Here is a 16,085-nt window from a genome sequence, read left to right as displayed (position 1 = left end):
TAACTCCTAGGCCGGCTTCATGACTCTACAGCACCTAGCGCATGACCTTGATGCGGCCTTTTAACCAGGTCTTTATACCGCTCTCGGGCATCAAGGATCTGATCACTGAGCTCCTCGGGGCCAACTCGCATGCCGCCGCGAGGCGTTGCCTGAAGCGACTTCAGGCGGTTCGCAGCTTTGATGAATTCCCGTTCTTCTGCCTGAACCCACGCGGGGCGCTTGTCTTTCCAGAATAGCCAACCCCAACCCATTTGCCCGGCCTCATCTTTGATCGGATGCTCAGAAGTATGTGGGAGCGGTAGCTTAGTACGGGCGCATCGCCATGCATCTACCGTTGCAATGATCAGCAGATCCCGATCTGTGGAGATATCGATCTGTCCGCTATCGGCCATAGCATGGGCATAACCCTCGGCATAGGCTGCCGCTTTGTTGAATTCGGATGTGCAGGCTGAGGATTCGATGTAGCTGATCAGCCGCTCCCATGTGCGCCGTTGGCGGTTGCCGAGAATCGTGAAGGGGAACAATAAGGCGCCGCTCAGGCGCTGTGCGAAGTCATGTGTAGATCGGGTCAAAGCCGGCGCTCAAAAAGGGTACTTACCCATAACAAACGGTTGGTTTCGGAAAACCTTGAGCTGATAGGGAGAACTTTGAATGCTAGAACGGCATGTATGGTGAATGCTCATCACTTAGAGCAAGTGGAGCGTGCAGGCGTGAGGCTGGGAGCCCGCAGGGCCAAAACTCGTCGTAGCCAGGCTATGTTAATGACAGCCGTCCCTGGAGGGGCATGTCACGACAACGGTAGCGTTGATGACTAATCGGATTTGTTTGATGTCAATGAGCGGAGACCTCCGTCAGATGCGAGACTTATCTATACGGGCGGACGAAACCAGTTCCACCACGTTTCGTTCTTTCATCTTAGCCTTTAGCGTCTCGTTCTCGTACAGCAGTACCTCATTGATGGATGCGAGCCTGGCGAGCTTGGCCTGAAGCTCCTCAATCTCATGACGGTAGCCCTTAGACTTCTGACGCTCGGCAATAAGATCTTGATGTTTGACATCTCGCATGGCGCGACTAGATCGCCCCTGGATCTGTCGTATCTCCTCAGCGATTGCTGCGTAATGATTATGAATGAGCGCCGTCGATACTCCCGCCTCACGGGCCACAGCGGCGATGGTCACCTTAGTTTCACCGGTACGAGCCCGACCTTTCTGGATGGCATAGATGGCTAGCTTCAGATCCTTCGCTCGATCCACAGCAGGCTTGTAATTGGATGATTTGTCCTTGATCTTCATGCACTCAGATCCTCAGGAGGCATACCCAGTTGTACTAACACCTCCCGGCAGCGGTTCAGGTCGCGCTCCACGCGTAGGCGACCTCCTTCGCCAATGTCCTTGCAGAGCAGCAGCCCTTTCAGATCATCGTAGAGTCGCTGGTAGATGGGGGCGTGGGTACTCCCGATCACCGAGTGGTCGCAGCCAGTGCAGCGGGTGCGTTCAAGGGTATTGCCAACGCAGCCGTCATTGTCCGCTGTACACCAGGCGTGGCCATTGCTGCGGATGGCTGTGCTCTCGGAAATGGATTTCAGCATAGAGGCGCGATCTTTGAAGATCAGCAGGTTCTCCGGCTCCCGCTTCCACCCCTTGATGGAGCGTCCATAGCCTCCTGCCAACGACTCATCGCCCATCCAGTTGTCGACGACGCCGAGTTTGATGTCCTCCAGCTCATCTTGGATTTCCGAGTACAGTTCAAGATCCAGATGCTGTCCCCAGCTTTCGTCCATGGCGTATCCGAGGGTCATGTCCAGTGACCAGTGTGCGTAATGCTCCTTGAGGTAGCGCAAGTCGCCGAAGCGGCTGTGTGCCGCATAGTTTGCGAACTTGCGCCGAAATTGGTGGCTGGCAAGGCGCCAACTAAGTCCGCAATCTTTAGCGAATTTCTTAATGTAGATGTCCCAAGTGCTACCTGTTAAAGTCCGCACCTGATAGCGTGTGCTCGCATGCACACTGAGAAAAAGCGAATGGCGGTGTTTTTTTGCTTCTGCGATCTGAGGATCCAGGGGGTTAACGCGACGTCGCTTGATAATCTCGTCGGCAATCATCGCTTGGTAGGGCGCAGCCCAGCGCTCTATGGCGCGCAGGGCGCGCACTGCGGCCTCGGGAATCATCCAATCATGCATCCCGGCGTCGGTCTTTTCAGATAGAGCGCGCATCCAGTGGTAGACGGTGCCATGGTCGTCTTCGGTACGATGATGTGCGCCCGACTGCAAGTTGGCCAACTCGTGGTTCCGACAGCCAGAGGTGCTTGCCAAAACGATGTAGCAGGCTGTCCGCAGGTCTATTAGCGAAGCATTGAATACTCTTAAACCTCCCTCCCAGCCCATAGCCTCCAGGTGTCGGTTTTTACGCAAGATTATGCCTTCGTTACTTAAGCCTTTGAGTTTCGCCTCGATAGAGTCTAAGTCATCGCGAAGGTCGAGTAATTTCTTTCCTCGTTCCAATTGGATATCAGCACGCTCGAACAATTTGCAGAACACGTCGTCAGGGATTAGCGGCGTCTTTCCCCCAGTGATCCCGCCGAAACCTCCTGCCATTGATACTGGTGAAGTGTCTGGCCATGGATGTTGCGGCATCCCATTATCGGTGTAGTGGCTTAGCTCATAGATCGCCTCCACCGCGCTGTAACGCGCACGTAGTGTCTCTATCGATAGAGGCTTGCTAGCGCTGCCGAACCTGTGTGCCTTGCAGGCGGCCACATAGGTTGCTGCGATCATTGGAGTAACCCCACCTAAATGTTTGATCCCAAGCGTATCTAGGTGCCGCAGAAATGGCGTTGCAGTGCTAAATAAATCACGAATAGACGCGCCTTTTGGCTGTACACCATCACGACGGCCTCGCCTCATGTAGCGATAGAGCAATGCCTTCATCATCGATCTAAATGTCTGTGGCAGGTTGCCAAAGTTCAGCTGTCTGGTGCTCGTGGAAACGTTGCTAGGAAAGCCGTCGATTTGCCATATGTCATCACCGTAGCGACTGAGGATCACCCAGTGCCCATCGACCTGGGTTGCAGTGATGATGAGGTTGTCACGCTCATTTTCGGAAAGGCCGCGTACATCGCCAGGCTGGGCGGTAATGGACTCAAAGGGTAGTGCTACCGAGGTTCTGTCGTTCATGAAAAAACCTCAAGGCTGTTGATGAACTCAACTGACCAGAATGGATGTGGTTGGATACGGGCACGCTCACGAGCGACGTCCACGGCGGCAGCTTTGAAGGCGCCACGACGTATCGCCTCGGCAACGATGTAATGGTCGATTAGGCGAGGGATGTGGGCGTACTCACGTGTCCAACGGCGCTTATCCATGCGGGAGCGTTCTGCCAGCACTCGGAAGTAGAAGCTGAAAAGCTTGTACAGGTCTTCCGCGGTCACCGCGAAGTGTTTGCAGCGCAGGCAGTTCACAAAGTTCATGCAAGTTGCCCCCTCACGCTTCGGGGCAAACTGACCATTGTGTGGATCAGCACAGCGGGCTAACGGAGTGTCTTTGTAGGTCGCGCCGATGGTCGCCGTCAGCAACTCCTGCACCAGCACCTCTCCCATGAATTGCCAGTTTCGGCGAGCATCTTCGGTGGGCGCCAGATAACTTTGATCCGTTACCCTTGGGGAGTTACCAAGCGCGGCAGCAGTGGTTGCGAGATCGCCATCTGCCAACTCGAAGATGCGGTTAGCGAAGGTTTTACGGAGGCGTGAGATGTTGATGCGTAACGGATTTCCGTCGATGTCCTTCAAGCTATACTCAGCTACGAGGCGGCTTATCCCTTGTTTCAATAAGTTAATATGCAGTGCTGAGACTTGGCCTTTTGAAGCCGAAGCGCGGATGCGGTACAGCCATACGCGCCCCTTGAGGTCGTCCGGTGCCTCTGAATCTAAGGGCTCAGTCAGTACCATCACCCGACGTATTAGTCGTTCCACGTTAGTCCTGACGCTGGGAGTTGCTTCCAGCTCACGTTCGGTTTTTGATTCGGCCCGCAGAGCCACTTTGCTCGTGTTGTAACCACGTCGCTTCCACAGCACTAGGAAAACGGTGTCGTCTTTGGGATGGGGGCGCAGGCAATTGCGGCCCATTTCCAGCAAGGGAGTCGTGTTACGTCCGGTATGCAGTGCTACTACCAAAAGAGCGTAGATCAATAAGTCGCTTGTTATCGCGGTTCCATCCGCCCAAATTGGCCTGATCGCCTGCCGCAATGCCGCCGTGAACTCTTGCCGTTCACGCTTGGATAGTGCTGTCTCACCCTTGAACTTTCGATTGGAATTTGGAAATGGGTTCCTTGGGAAGGTGGCCTCATCTCCGGACGTGATCCAATGCAATATGCCGCGCTGGGCGAGGGCGTTAAGCACCGACTTCGTCTTTGCGTAGGTGTTTTTTTGGCTGGTTGTCTCTATGTTCAGTCCAGCCAGATGGCTTATATAGCCATCGATGAGGCGCCGGTTCACATCATCCAGCGTCAAGCAACGCTCAAAAGCTGTCGCCTGGAGCATGCAGTATTCAAGAAAATGTCGCAGCCCAATGTTGCAGTAGCTCACTATGGTGGTGGCGGATACAGGATTGTCCTGTCCAGCTAGAAATCGCTCAATCTGACGCTGACATGCATACGCTATGACATCAATTCCAGCGCCATACCATCGGCCAAAATCGAAACTCCGGAGACTGGTGCTGTTGCGACCGAACTTGACCACACTATTAGCCGGAGGCACTACCTCGGGCAAAATGATCACATTGCCTGCCATATCGATGCTGTGCTCGACTTGCGGGACGCTTAGGTCAGTTTTGGTAAATACCTTGCGCTTCCCCATCAAACTGCTCCAGCCATTTCGTTTAGCTCATCGTCATATGCCAACACGGCCTCATCGGCCATTTCGTTGATCAGGTGCAAGTACACCATGGTGGTCTGGATCGAACTGTGGCCGAGTTGCCGCTGGAGGAATACCAGAGGCTCGATACCATTCTGTGGGTTACGCTGGAGGTTTACTAAAGTGTGGGTGGCGTAGGTGTGGCGCAGCATGTGCGCGTGGACTTCTACTCCAACCAGTTTACCTGTCTCACTAATAATCCGGTTCAGGCTCTTGCCGGCGCTGCCATAGGTTTCTCCTAGATGGTTAAGAAGGAGGGCCTTCTGATCTTTACCTAGAGACGCGCGTTCGCCGCGCATTTTGCTCACGTAGCGGTAGAGTTCGACCATGAACTTGCGACTTATACGGATCTCTCGCTCCTTGCTACCCTTGGTCTCCATGCCGCTGCCGTCGAAAGGATCAAGCCGAATGCAAAGATTACGTTCGGTTCGCCCAGCTTTATCTGGGTCGAAAATGTACGCCACCGGGAAGGTCGCCAGTTCGTTACGACGCATGCCTGTGCGTAGAGCCAGCTGAATCATGATTCGGTGATGTGGATTGTCCGAGACGGCCAGAAGTGACTTGGTCTGAGACATGCTCAGGAATTTGGGCAGGGGCCTGTGACGGCGCGGCATCACATCGTTCACCAAGGCTTTGCCTCCACTGGCATCAACATGCTCTAAGAGGCTCGTATCGCGTGGAACGGTGCGTTCTTCGTGACCAAACGGTAGGCGCCTCACCCAGCCTTTATCCAGAGCGAATTCGTAGAACTTGCAGATGTACGTCAGTCGCTGGCGAGTAGTGTTGCGCGCCAGTTCGCATGTCACCAGGCAGTAGTCCCTGTAGGCAGCCACAAGGCTTTTGGCTTCACCACGGGCTACGTCTCGCCAATCAAGATCATGGGCTTGCAAGAAGCTGAAGTAATCGTACAGCGCTCGTCCGGTACTCGGCCAGGATTCCTTCGAGCCGATCTCCCCGCGAAGGAGGTAATGGCGGAAGAACTGATTGGCTTGGGTGCAGCTCTCCATCGAATCCCACAGCAGAATCGGAAACCCTCGGTACGGCTGTCCTGCGATCAGGAAATCCTCTGTGCCCCACACAAGCTCCATCTACCACCCATTTATCAACAGATCACTTTTTGCTCTGTCTGCATCGATTGTGTGAAGGCTGTTGCGGAAGCCCTTCACTCCCTGTCAGATAGATCTAAGACTCTAACTACCATGCAGATCTAACTGCCGCAAGGATCCAGATCATAAGGCATTCCTGAGGGTTTGCAGGTGGGCGACCTGGCGGCTGAATTCGCTGCTGGACAGTCGTCGTTTCGCCAAGGGGCCGAGCAACTGGCCAATGGTGTCGGCCGGGTGGCCGGTCAAGCGTGCGATGACCTGCCATTGTTCGGCAGTTTCCAGCTGTTCCAGGCCCGGGTGCCGCTGCCGGGCGCGGCGTTGCACATCGTGTTGCAGGCCTTGCAGAAGGCTGTGTTGCCCGGCGTTGCGCAGCAGGAAGTCAGCACTGGCGCCCACGTGCTCCTGCAACTGCCGGCGAGCCTTGGTCGCTGGGGCGATTAATGGGCCCTGGCGCCAGCCGACGTGCCAGCACCAGAGGCCAAGCAATGCAGCGAGGGCCACCAGCGCCTGGGGGAAATACCGCAGCAACAGGGTCAGCAGGTGGTCGTGGGCAATGTCGAACAGCAGGGTGACTTCGGTGTCGGCGTTCAGGTACCAGAGCAGCCAGGCGTTGTCATAGTGGCCGATGTTGGGGTTTTTCCACAGGTCGGCATCGGTGATCACCGTGATCAGGCCTTCGCCGTAGGGCAGTTGCATCATGTGCGTGGCCAGGGCGCTGTTGGCCCAGGCCTGGGCCAGGTTGTGCGGGTCTTCGAGGTGGAACTGCGGATCGAAGCTGGCATAGGCCGGCGCTTGTTCGTCTTCCAGGTAAAGCTTGGTCAGGGTGGGATAGGGGTCTGTCGTAGCCTCGGGCGGTGGCTCCTTGAGGTCCTTGCTCATGGATTGCTGCACCTGGACCCGGTCCAGCAGCAGGTCGGCGCTTTTGCCGGCCTTGGCGTCCCACAGGGCCTCGGCAACCAGCAGCAGGCGGCCGCCGGCGTGGGCCCAGGCCAGCACTTGCTCGACCTGCGCCGGTGTCATGTCGACGCGCTCCCCCAGGAGCAACAGGCTGTGTTGCCGGGAGGGCAGCGGGGGCAGGGTATCGAGGCTGTTGGCGTGGCTGACGCGCAGCCCTTGCTGGCGCAAAAAGTGCTCGGCGGCCAGGTACGGGTTGGCCTGGGCTTCGGGGGAGGGGCCGTGGTCGATGGTTTCTGCATAGGGCGTGGCCTGTAGGAACAGGTAGACCGCGACCGCCGCTAGCAGCCCGGCCAGCAGTGTGCCGAGAACCATCTGCAGCCGGTTCATTGACCCACTCCGTGGCCGAACAGCGCGCGCCAACCTGCGCAGAGTTGTGTTTGCAGGGCGAGTGGCGGGACGCGGTGACCGTAGGCGATATTTTGCCAATGCACGGTGAGGGTGCTGCTGAAGGCATGCAGTTGCGGCTGCTGCAGACGCTGGACATGGTCCAGCACCTGGCCTTCGGTGTCGGCACTGGTCAACGGCAACGCGTAGTCGTGCAGCAAGCGCACCAGCAGCGCCCGATACAGCAAGCCGAGGGCCTCACGAGGCTGGCTCGCCCAGAGCCGCTCGACCTCGGCGGCGACGTCGTCCGGCAGGGAGTCACGGCCTAGGTCGAGGCCGAACAGTTGCGCCGGCAGCGGGCGCTGGGGGCTGAGTTGCGGTGCTGGGCGGCGGCTGACGAAGGTTTGCAGCCACTCGCGGTAGCGCCAGGCCAGTAACACCAGCAGGCCGATGACCGTTGCCCACAACAGGACTTCGATGATAGACGCCAGGCTGGTCAAGCGCGGGGTGTCGAACAACTCGAGCAACGCCTTGAGCCAGCCGGGTGCCTGGCCCGCCTGGGTTCGTTCGGGCTCGCCGTCACCCAGGCGATAGCGGGTCAGGGTCTCGGTGTTCTTGAACGGTGGGGCGTCGAGTATGGCATTGACGGCGCTGCTGGCAGCCTGGCTGTTGAGGGGTTGCTGGAGCAGGCGTGGGCTGGCGGGCGCAGCGCTCGATTCGGCGGCCAGCAGCGGTTGCCCGGCAGGCCCTACCAGCAGCAGGCCGAGGATCAGCACGCTGGCGACCACCGCGCTCAGGCGTTGGCGCAGGCGCCGGAATACCAGCTCGATGTCCCAGGCTTCCAGCGTGGTGCGCCGGTTCAGGTACAGGCTGAAACCACAGGCGACATACACCGGTTCCCAGACGATCAGGATCAGCACGTACAGCGCGTTACTCAGGTGCTCAAGCCACAGCCAGTCCTGAGCGCTGCTGGCGATCATGGTTTGCCAATCCCAATCCAGTTCGATCTGCCCAGGCAGGAACAGGTAGAACAGGCTGATGGTGCCGATCCACAGCACGCTTTCCAGCAGCATCCCAATGAGTGTCAGCCAGCGCGCTGCCCCGGCGTCGCGTTGCTGCAACACCGCCAGGCGCTGCTGGCGCGCCACGCCGCCCAGTCCCTCTAGCTGCAGCACCGGCAAGGTGAAGCTGCGGCTCAGGCTCAGGCGTCGCCAGGTCAGGCTGGCGAGCAACTGTGGCTTGAGCAGGCGTGGCCATTGGCGCAAGGCCTGCTGCACGCTGGGCGCCTGGCCGAACAACGCGCTGGAAAGGATGTACAACGGCAGGCGCTCGAACGCCGGCTTCAGCCACCAGAACAGCCCCAGGGCGAGTGCGGGGGATTCCCACAGCAGCACGCTGAGCAGGACAAACACTGGCACGGTGACCAGCGCCCAACTGCTCATCAGCACCCGGCGATGACGCTGGCTCAGCAGGATCCCCAGGTCCATGGCTTCCCAGGTGGTGCGTGGGCGAATCACGACGCTGGCGTCATTCAGGCGCATGGCGACCCCGTCCCGCACCGAACAGGTAGAGCCCCACCAGTAACCACAGGGCCGCCCCTACCAGGTATTTGCTCAGCGGCGCCGGCCCGGTGCGTGCCGACCAATAGGCCTCGATGAACGCAGCAATCAGCAGGAACAGCATCACCCCGCAAATCATCAGCACGCTCTTGCGCGCGGCCAGACGCAGGGCTTCACCTCGGGGTAGCCGCCCGGGGGCGATCAGCGCCCAGCCCAGTTGCAAGCCAGCCGCACCGGCCAGGGCGATGGCGCTGAGTTCAAAGGCACCGTGGCCGACGACGAACGACCAGAAGTTTTCGCCGTAGCCGATGCGCGTCAGGTGGCCGGCAATGGCCCCGATCAGCAGCCCGTTGAACATCAGGAAAAACACACTGCCCAGGCCAAACAGCAGGCCGCTGGCGAAGGTCTGAAAGGCTATGCCGATGTTGTGCATGATGTAGTAGCCGAACATCACCCAGTTATCGCTGGCGGCGCGCTCGGTGTCGCGGCCCAGGTGTCCGGCGGCCGGGTCGTACATACCTTGCATCTGCGCGACCTGATCGCCCGGCATGATGCTGTAGACCAGGTCGGGAAACAGGTACACCAACAAGGCGGTGCCCAGCAGCGAGCCGAAAAACAACAGGCCGGCCGCCAGCACGAACGGCCATTGCTCACGCACCAGGCGCGGAAAGCCGGCCAGGACAAAGGCTAGCAACTCGGCGCCGAGGTGGCTGCGATGGCGGTACAACTGCTGGTGTCCGCGCAGCACGAGGTGCTGCAAGGGGTCGACCAGGTAACTGCTGTAGCCGCGCTCCTGCGCCAGCGCCAGGTGTTGGCACAGGCGCCGATAGTCCCTGGGGAATGCGCGGGCCTCCTCGGCGTTGGCCTTGCCGCGCTCCAGTAGATCGAGCCGGTGGGCGAACTGCTGCCAGTAGGCTTGATGGCGGATTTCGAACTGGCTTTGCTTCATGTCGGCCCCAACAAGCCACGGGCGATGCCATTGAGCTCGGCGACTGCCTGCGTCGGCGCGACCTGCAGTGGCTCGGCGAGCAGCGTCGCCAGTTCAGTGACCCGTGCGCTGGAAAGCTGCGCCTGGCGTTCGGCAAAACCCAGCACTGCGCGTTGCTCATTCAGGCTCAAGGTAAAAGGCGCGCGCAGGGGCTGGGCGGCTGGCAACTGCGGGCGGTGTACCGGCTGTTCGCGATAGATCACCAGGGTGCCGGCGGCCATGTCGCCCAGGCGCTTGAAGGTCGGATGCTGCAGGCAACTAATGGCGCCCAGGGCGTAGCCCAGGGGCAGCATATCGACGAACCGCAGTAGGTTGCGGATCAGCGAGGCCGACCAGCCGACCGGGGTACCGTCGTCCTGCACCACGCGCAATCCCAGCAGTTGTTTTCCGGGCGAACGGCCTTGGTTGAGGACTTCGAACAGCACCATGTACCACCAACTGACGACAAACAGCAGCAGCGAGCCCAGCCCCATGCCCAGCTTGCCGAGAAACCCCAGGCCGAGGAACAGCAGGCCCAGTATCAAGGCGCGCAGCCCAAGGTCGATGGCAAATGCCAGGGCGCGGGGCGGCAATCCGGCCGGGCGCAGTGGCAAGTCGATGCCTTCGGGCGTTTCGACCTGGTACCGCGTATCCAGAGGCGGGGGCAGCGGTGCTTTCCTTGGCAGTGCTGAGGTAGGGATCATGGGCAGCCTGGTGATGGAGCCAGTTCGGGACGTTACCTGGGCTCGATGCTAGCAGCCTTCGCCAGCGCAAACGACCTGTGTCTGGGCGATCCTGACTTTGCCACGTAACGTTCTAAAGCAAGATAGCTGGCCGGCGCAGCGCTTGAGCGCCTAGACTTCGTCGGTCTCAAGTTCAGGAACAGCCCGTGACCTCTATCTTCTGGTACGACTACGAAACCACCGGGATCACCCCGCGCTGCGACCGCCCGCTGCAAGTGGCCGGGATCCGCACCGACTTCGACCTCAACGAGATCGATGCGCCGGTCAATCTCTACTGTCAGCCCAGCGACGACATCCTGCCGCATCCGGCCGCCTGCGCGATCACCGGGATCACCCCGAGTCGCCTGGCCGAGCAGGGCTTGAGCGAAGCCGACTTCATGACCCGGGTGCATGCCCAACTGGCAGCCCCGGGGACCTGCGGCGCCGGCTACAACACCTTGCGTTTCGACGATGAAATGACGCGCTACAGCTTGTACCGCAATTTTTTCGACCCCTATGCTCGCGAATGGCAGGGCGGCAACAGCCGCTGGGACCTGATCGACGTGGTGCGTGCGGCCTATGCATTACGCCCGGACGGCATCGTCTGGCCGCAGGAAGAAGGGCGTGTCACGCTCAAGCTCGAACGCCTGACGGTCGCCAACGGCCTGGACCATGGCCAGGCCCACGAAGCCTTGTCCGATGTGCGCGCCACCATTGCCCTGGCGCGGCTGATTCGTGACCGTCAGCCCAAGCTCTATGACTGGCTGTTCAAGTTGCGCAGCAAACAAAAAGTCATGGACCAGATTCGCCTGCTGCAACCGATGGTGCATATCTCCGGGCGCTTTTCTGCCGAGCGCAGTTATGTGGGCGTCGTCCTGCCGCTGGCCTGGCATCCGCGCAATCGTAATGCACTGATTGTCTGCGACCTGCACCTGGACCCCGAGGGCCTGCTGGCAGATGACGTCGAAACCCTGCGTCAGCGCCTGTACACCCGCCATGCGGATTTGCCCGAGGGGGCGCTTGCGGTGCCGCTCAAACTGATTCACATCAACCGCTGCCCGGTAGTGGCGCCGTTGTCGGTATTGCGGGCCGAGGATCAGCAACGACTGCAATTGGACATGGCGCTGTATCAGGCGCGCGCGCTGCGGCTAAGTGACGCACAGGAACTTTGGCGAGATAAAGTTCCAGCCATTTATGCCCAGGACGACTTCACCCCCAGCGATGACCCTGAGCAACAGTTGTACGATGGTTTCATTGGTGACCGTGACCGACGTTTATGCGAGCAAGTGAGAGCGGCCGACCCACAGCAATTAGCGCAAGAACAATGGCCGTTCGATGATGAACGTTTACCGGAATTATTATTTCGATATCGCGCGCGTAACTTCCCCGAGACCTTGAATGAACAGGAGCAAGAACGCTGGAAATTATTTTGCCAGCAGCGTTTGAGCGATGCTCGATGGGGAGCGCCCAATACCGTGCAGGCATTTGATCAAGCCTGCGAGCAATGGTCGCAGAATGCCGCGGGCGGAACGCTTGAGGTTCTGCAGGAATGGCGCGAGTACGTGGCGCTATTGCGCAAACGTTTGGATATTTGAAATGCCCTGATGAAATGTGTTGAATAACATGGAAAAAAAAACGCCAGCGAAAGCTGGCGTTTTTTTGTTCGCAAGTGAACCTGCGAGACGGGTCGCGGCTTAGCCCAGCAGGGTTGCCCAGCCTTCAACCACGTCGCCGCCCCACTTGGCTTTCCACTCTTTCAGAGTCTTGTGGTTGCCACCTTTGGTTTCGATGACTTCGCCGTTGTGCGGGTTCTTGTATTGTTTAACCTTGCGTGCACGCTTGGTGCCGGTAGTTTTCACTGCGCCGCGTGGGGCTTTAACTTTAGATTCCGGATCCAGCAGGGCGATGATATCGCGCAGGGATTTGGAGTATTCGCCCATCAGGGTGCGCAGTTTGCCTTCGAATTCCAGCTCGGTTTGCAGTTTGTCGTCTTGGGACAGGTTCTTCAAACGGGCTTGCAGCTCTTTGATAGCTTCTTCGGTGGCGCGGTATTCGTTGATCAGGGACATGAGGACTACCTTATGTTAGGCGCAGGATGCAGGGGACAGTGGCGCAATAATAGTCAGGGTGTTTCATCAAGTAAACATATAAGCGAACTTTTATTTGATTTGATTAGAGTCAATGGCAGACAAATACACTGACAGTTAAAACATCAGCGGTAATGATCACAGTTATTCACAAAGGCCTTCTTGCGTATTCTCACAAGGCGTCCTGCGCCAGCATGCAGTGCTGCTAATCGGTCGACGACGGCCTGCTTGCGCAGGCGGCAGATGGGGCAATTGCTGATCAATACTGCAGTTTTTCTGCGCAATCGCTAGAATGGCGGCCTTTGCGAAGTTCTGGAGTTTTTCCCCTATGCGCACTTTTCGGCTAGTGATCGCTTGCCCGGACGGCGTCGGCATCGTTGCTAAGGTCAGTAACTTTCTGGCGTCACACAATGGCTGGATCACTGAAGCGAGCCATCACTCGGACAATCTCAGTGGCTGGTTCTTCATGCGTCACGAAATTCGGGCCGACTCCTTGCCGTTTGGTCTGGAGGCTTTTCGTGAGGCATTTGCCCCGATCGCCGAAGAGTTCTCGATGAACTGGCGTATCACCGACACCGCGCAGAAAAAACGCGTGGTGTTGATGGCCAGCCGTGAATCCCACTGCCTGGCCGACCTGCTGCACCGCTGGCACAGCGACGAGCTGGACTGCGAAATTTCCTGTGTGATCTCCAACCACAACGACCTGCGCAGCATGGTCGAGTGGCACGGCATTCCTTACTACCATGTGCCGGTGGATCCGCAGAACAAAGAGCCGGCGTTTGCCGAAGTGTCGCGCCTGGTCAAGCAGCACGATGCTGAAGTGGTGGTGCTGGCGCGCTACATGCAAATCCTGCCGCCTGAGCTGTGCAGCGAGTACGCGCACAAGGTGATCAACATCCACCACAGCTTCCTGCCGTCGTTCGTGGGGGCCAAGCCTTACCACCAGGCCTCGATGCGTGGTGTGAAGCTGATTGGCGCCACTTGCCACTACGTCACCGAAGAGCTGGACGCCGGTCCGATCATCGAGCAGGACGTGGTGCGCGTCAGCCACAGCGATAGCATCGAAGACATGGTGCGTTTCGGCCGTGACGTCGAGAAGATGGTGTTGGCCCGCGGCCTGCGCTATCACCTGGAAGACCGCGTGCTGGTGCATGGCAACAAGACCGTGGTGTTCTGATTCGCCGCCGACAGGCACGAGGGCCTCAAGCGTTGTACGCTTGAGGCCCTTTTTTATTGAAGGTGCGGACCATGAGCGATCCACTGGACAAGGCCACCTCCACAGCCCCCGCCACCCTGGGTGAAGGCTGCCTGAGCCGTTACGACCCCGATGACTTGAGTAGCGAGGACGGCACCGAGTTTCCCGGTGCGGCCGAGTTGTGGCAGCAGTTACAGGACCAGCCGGAACCTGAAGACAAGTCCTGACAGATCCTGCCAGCGCATTCAGATACGGAAACTGCCCACCAGTTGCTTGAGGCGCGCCGCCTGTTGTTCCAGGTCGGAGCAGGCCCGCAAGGTCGACTGCAGGTTTTCCACACCCTCCTGATTGAGGGTGTTGATCTCGGTGATGTCCACGTTGATCGACTCCACCACGGCAGTCTGTTCCTCGGTGGCCGTGGCCACCGACTGGTTCATGCCGTCAATCTCGCCAATGCGCAGGGTCACGCTATTCAGGCGCTCCCCGGCGAGGTTGGCGATCTCCACGCTGTCCTGGCTATGGCGCTGGCTGTCGCCCATGGTGCTGACCGACTCGCGGGCGCCGACCTGCAGCTCCTCGATCATGGTCTGCACCTGTTGCGCCGACTCCTGGGTGCGGTGCGCCAGGTTGCGCACCTCATCGGCCACCACTGCAAAACCGCGTCCGGCCTCACCGGCCCGTGCGGCCTCGATCGCCGCGTTGAGCGCCAGCAGGTTGGTTTGCTGGGAGATGCTGGTGATCACTTCGAGAATCTGCCCGATGTTCACGGTCTTGCTGTTGAGCGACTCGATGTTGCTGCTGGAAGCGCTGAGCATGCTCGACAGTTGATTCATCGCGGCGATGCTGCGATCGACCACTTGCTGGCCATCCTCGGCCAGGCTGCGGGCATCGCTGGCCTGGTGCGATGCTTGCGCGGCGTTGCGCGCGATTTCCTGGGTGGCGGCGCCCAACTGGTTGATGGCGGCCGCGACGCTGTTGGTGCGGCTCGATTGTTCATCGCTGTTGAGCATCGACGAGTTCGAGGCGCTGACCACCCGCAAGGCCACTTCGTTGACCTGCTCGGTGGCTGACGAGACTTCGCGGATCGAGCCGTGGATGCGCTCGACGAAGCGGTTGAACGCAACGCCCAGGGTGCCGAATTCATCATGGTTCTGGATGGTCAGGCGGCGGGTCAGGTCGCCCTCACCGTCGGCGATGTCCTGCATGGCGCGGGTCATGACGTGCAATGGCTGGATCAACAAGCGGATCAGCATGCCGAGCAGGGCGATGATCACGGTCACGGCAATCACCGTGGCGACGATTGCCGAAGTGCGGAACTCGCTGAGCATCGCGAAGGCGGTGTCCTTGTCCACGGACAGGCCGATGTACCAGTTGACCGATGGCAGGCCCTTGATCTGGCTGAAGGTGAAAATGCGCGTCTTGCCGTCCACCTCGACTTCGCTGAAGTCGCTGCCGATGCGCGGGGTGCTGTGCGGATAAGCCTCGCTGAGGGACTTCATCACCAGGGATTTGTCCGGGTGCACCAGGATCTTGCCGTCGGCGTTGACCAGGAAGGCATAACCCATGCCGTCGAAGTCCACGGCCTTGAGGTTGTCGATCAGGGTCTGCAGGCTCAGGTCGCCGCCCACCACCCCGACATTGCTGCCGGCTTTTTTCGAGGCGCTGGCAATGGAAATGATGGTCTGGCCGGTGGCCGCATCGACATACGGTTCGGTCAGCGTGGCGCTGGCGCTGTTCTGCGCGCCGGTGTACCAGGGCCGTCCACGCGGGTCGAAGCCGTCGGGCATTTTTACATCGGGACGGATGGTGAAGCTGCCACCGGCATTGCCCAGATAGGAGGCCATGAAGGTCGAAGTCAGGGCTTTTTGTTCCAGCAGCTCGGCGACGTGCGCATCATCGGCATTGATGGCGATGTTCTGCGCCAGGTTATCGATCAGAAGAATGCGCCCGGACAGCCAGGTCTGAATGTTGCTCGCGGTGACATCCCCCATTTCATTGAGGTAGCTGTCGAGGTCCTGGCGAATTGCATTGCGCTGCAGATAATCGTTGTACAGCGTAAATGTGGCGAACGCGGCAATGACGATAAGGGCGGCGGCAAGCAGGATTTTGTGGCTGAAGCGCAGATTGTTGTTCATGGCTTGTGGTGTCCGCTAATGTCTTATTGTGTGGGGCGTGTTGCGACAAAAAAGCGCGCACGATAGGCGCTGTGGCACATAAGCTGATATTTCCGTGGATCCTTAGGGAATTATCTGACCTGATATTCAGT

14 protein-coding genes are annotated in these 16,085 nt (G+C 59.0%); 3 read left to right on the top strand and 11 right to left on the bottom strand.

Going from position 1 to position 16,085, the window contains the following annotated elements:
- Positions 1-17: 17 nt before the first annotated feature.
- From CKW24_RS28340 to CKW24_RS04825, 9 genes are all read right to left on the bottom strand, one after another.
- Complete coding sequence (locus CKW24_RS28340) at positions 18-572, bottom strand: hypothetical protein (protein WP_256585400.1); 555 nt, start codon at positions 570-572, stop codon at positions 18-20.
- A gap of 279 nt (positions 573-851) precedes the next feature.
- Positions 852-1,292: a TetR family transcriptional regulator gene (locus CKW24_RS04860; RefSeq protein ID WP_095165730.1), complete on the bottom strand. Its 441-nt coding sequence runs from the start codon at positions 1,290-1,292 to the stop codon at positions 852-854.
- Positions 1,289-3,169 carry an integrase gene (locus tag CKW24_RS04855; protein WP_095165728.1) on the bottom strand — a complete coding sequence of 627 codons (1,881 nt, stop codon included), beginning with the start codon at positions 3,167-3,169 and terminating at the stop codon, positions 1,289-1,291. The genes CKW24_RS04860 and CKW24_RS04855 overlap by 4 nt, the downstream gene beginning before the upstream one ends.
- On the bottom strand, positions 3,166-4,845 hold the full coding sequence (locus CKW24_RS04850) for a hypothetical protein (protein WP_095165726.1): 1,680 nt from the start codon (positions 4,843-4,845) through the stop codon (positions 3,166-3,168). The genes CKW24_RS04855 and CKW24_RS04850 overlap by 4 nt, the downstream gene beginning before the upstream one ends.
- Positions 4,845-5,990: a site-specific integrase gene (locus CKW24_RS04845; protein ID WP_095165724.1), complete on the bottom strand. Its 1,146-nt coding sequence runs from the start codon at positions 5,988-5,990 to the stop codon at positions 4,845-4,847. Before CKW24_RS04845 ends, CKW24_RS04850 begins: the two co-directional genes overlap by 1 nt.
- A 141-nt stretch (positions 5,991-6,131) precedes the next feature.
- Positions 6,132-7,292: a DUF4350 domain-containing protein gene (locus CKW24_RS04840; RefSeq protein ID WP_095165722.1), complete on the bottom strand. Its 1,161-nt coding sequence runs from the start codon at positions 7,290-7,292 to the stop codon at positions 6,132-6,134.
- On the bottom strand, positions 7,289-8,830 hold the full coding sequence (locus CKW24_RS04835) for a DUF4129 domain-containing protein (RefSeq protein WP_095165720.1): 1,542 nt from the start codon (positions 8,828-8,830) through the stop codon (positions 7,289-7,291). Before CKW24_RS04835 ends, CKW24_RS04840 begins: the two co-directional genes overlap by 4 nt.
- On the bottom strand, positions 8,817-9,797 hold the full coding sequence (locus CKW24_RS04830; protein ID WP_095166126.1) for a stage II sporulation protein M: 981 nt from the start codon (positions 9,795-9,797) through the stop codon (positions 8,817-8,819). The genes CKW24_RS04835 and CKW24_RS04830 overlap by 14 nt, the downstream gene beginning before the upstream one ends.
- The gene (locus CKW24_RS04825) at positions 9,794-10,519 is read right to left on the bottom strand and encodes an RDD family protein (RefSeq protein ID WP_095165718.1); all 726 of its coding nucleotides are present in this window, start codon (positions 10,517-10,519) and stop codon (positions 9,794-9,796) included. The genes CKW24_RS04830 and CKW24_RS04825 overlap by 4 nt, the downstream gene beginning before the upstream one ends.
- Positions 10,520-10,704: 185 nt before the next feature.
- Here CKW24_RS04825 and sbcB point away from each other — a divergent pair, with 185 nt between their 5' ends.
- Positions 10,705-12,132: an exodeoxyribonuclease I gene (gene sbcB / locus CKW24_RS04820; RefSeq protein ID WP_095165716.1), complete on the top strand. Its 1,428-nt coding sequence runs from the start codon at positions 10,705-10,707 to the stop codon at positions 12,130-12,132.
- A 99-nt stretch (positions 12,133-12,231) separates the two neighbouring features.
- On the opposite strand, the gene mvaT is transcribed toward sbcB, so the two are convergent.
- On the bottom strand, positions 12,232-12,606 hold the full coding sequence (gene mvaT / locus CKW24_RS04815) for a histone-like nucleoid-structuring protein MvaT (protein WP_005790963.1): 375 nt from the start codon (positions 12,604-12,606) through the stop codon (positions 12,232-12,234).
- Positions 12,607-12,952: 346 nt separating this feature from the next.
- Here mvaT and purU point away from each other — a divergent pair, with 346 nt between their 5' ends.
- Together purU and CKW24_RS28230 are read left to right on the top strand one after the other, a co-directional pair.
- On the top strand, positions 12,953-13,801 hold the full coding sequence (gene purU / locus CKW24_RS04810; protein ID WP_095165714.1) for a formyltetrahydrofolate deformylase: 849 nt from the start codon (positions 12,953-12,955) through the stop codon (positions 13,799-13,801).
- 71 nt (positions 13,802-13,872) lie between these two features.
- Entirely contained in the window at positions 13,873-14,046 is a 174-nt protein-coding gene (locus CKW24_RS28230; protein ID WP_177440587.1) for a hypothetical protein, read from the top strand.
- A gap of 18 nt (positions 14,047-14,064) precedes the next feature.
- On the opposite strand, the gene CKW24_RS04805 is transcribed toward CKW24_RS28230, so the two are convergent.
- A complete protein-coding gene (locus CKW24_RS04805; protein WP_095165712.1) occupies positions 14,065-15,954 on the bottom strand; it encodes a methyl-accepting chemotaxis protein in 1,890 nt (629 codons plus the stop codon).
- Positions 15,955-16,085 lie beyond the last annotated feature (131 nt).

The organism is Pseudomonas sp. Irchel 3H3 (genome assembly GCF_900187635.1).
Classification (GTDB): Bacteria; Pseudomonadota; Gammaproteobacteria; order Pseudomonadales; family Pseudomonadaceae; genus Aquipseudomonas.
The sequence above is the reverse complement of the archived record's forward strand: the minus strand, read 5'-3'. Positions and strand labels throughout refer to the sequence as shown.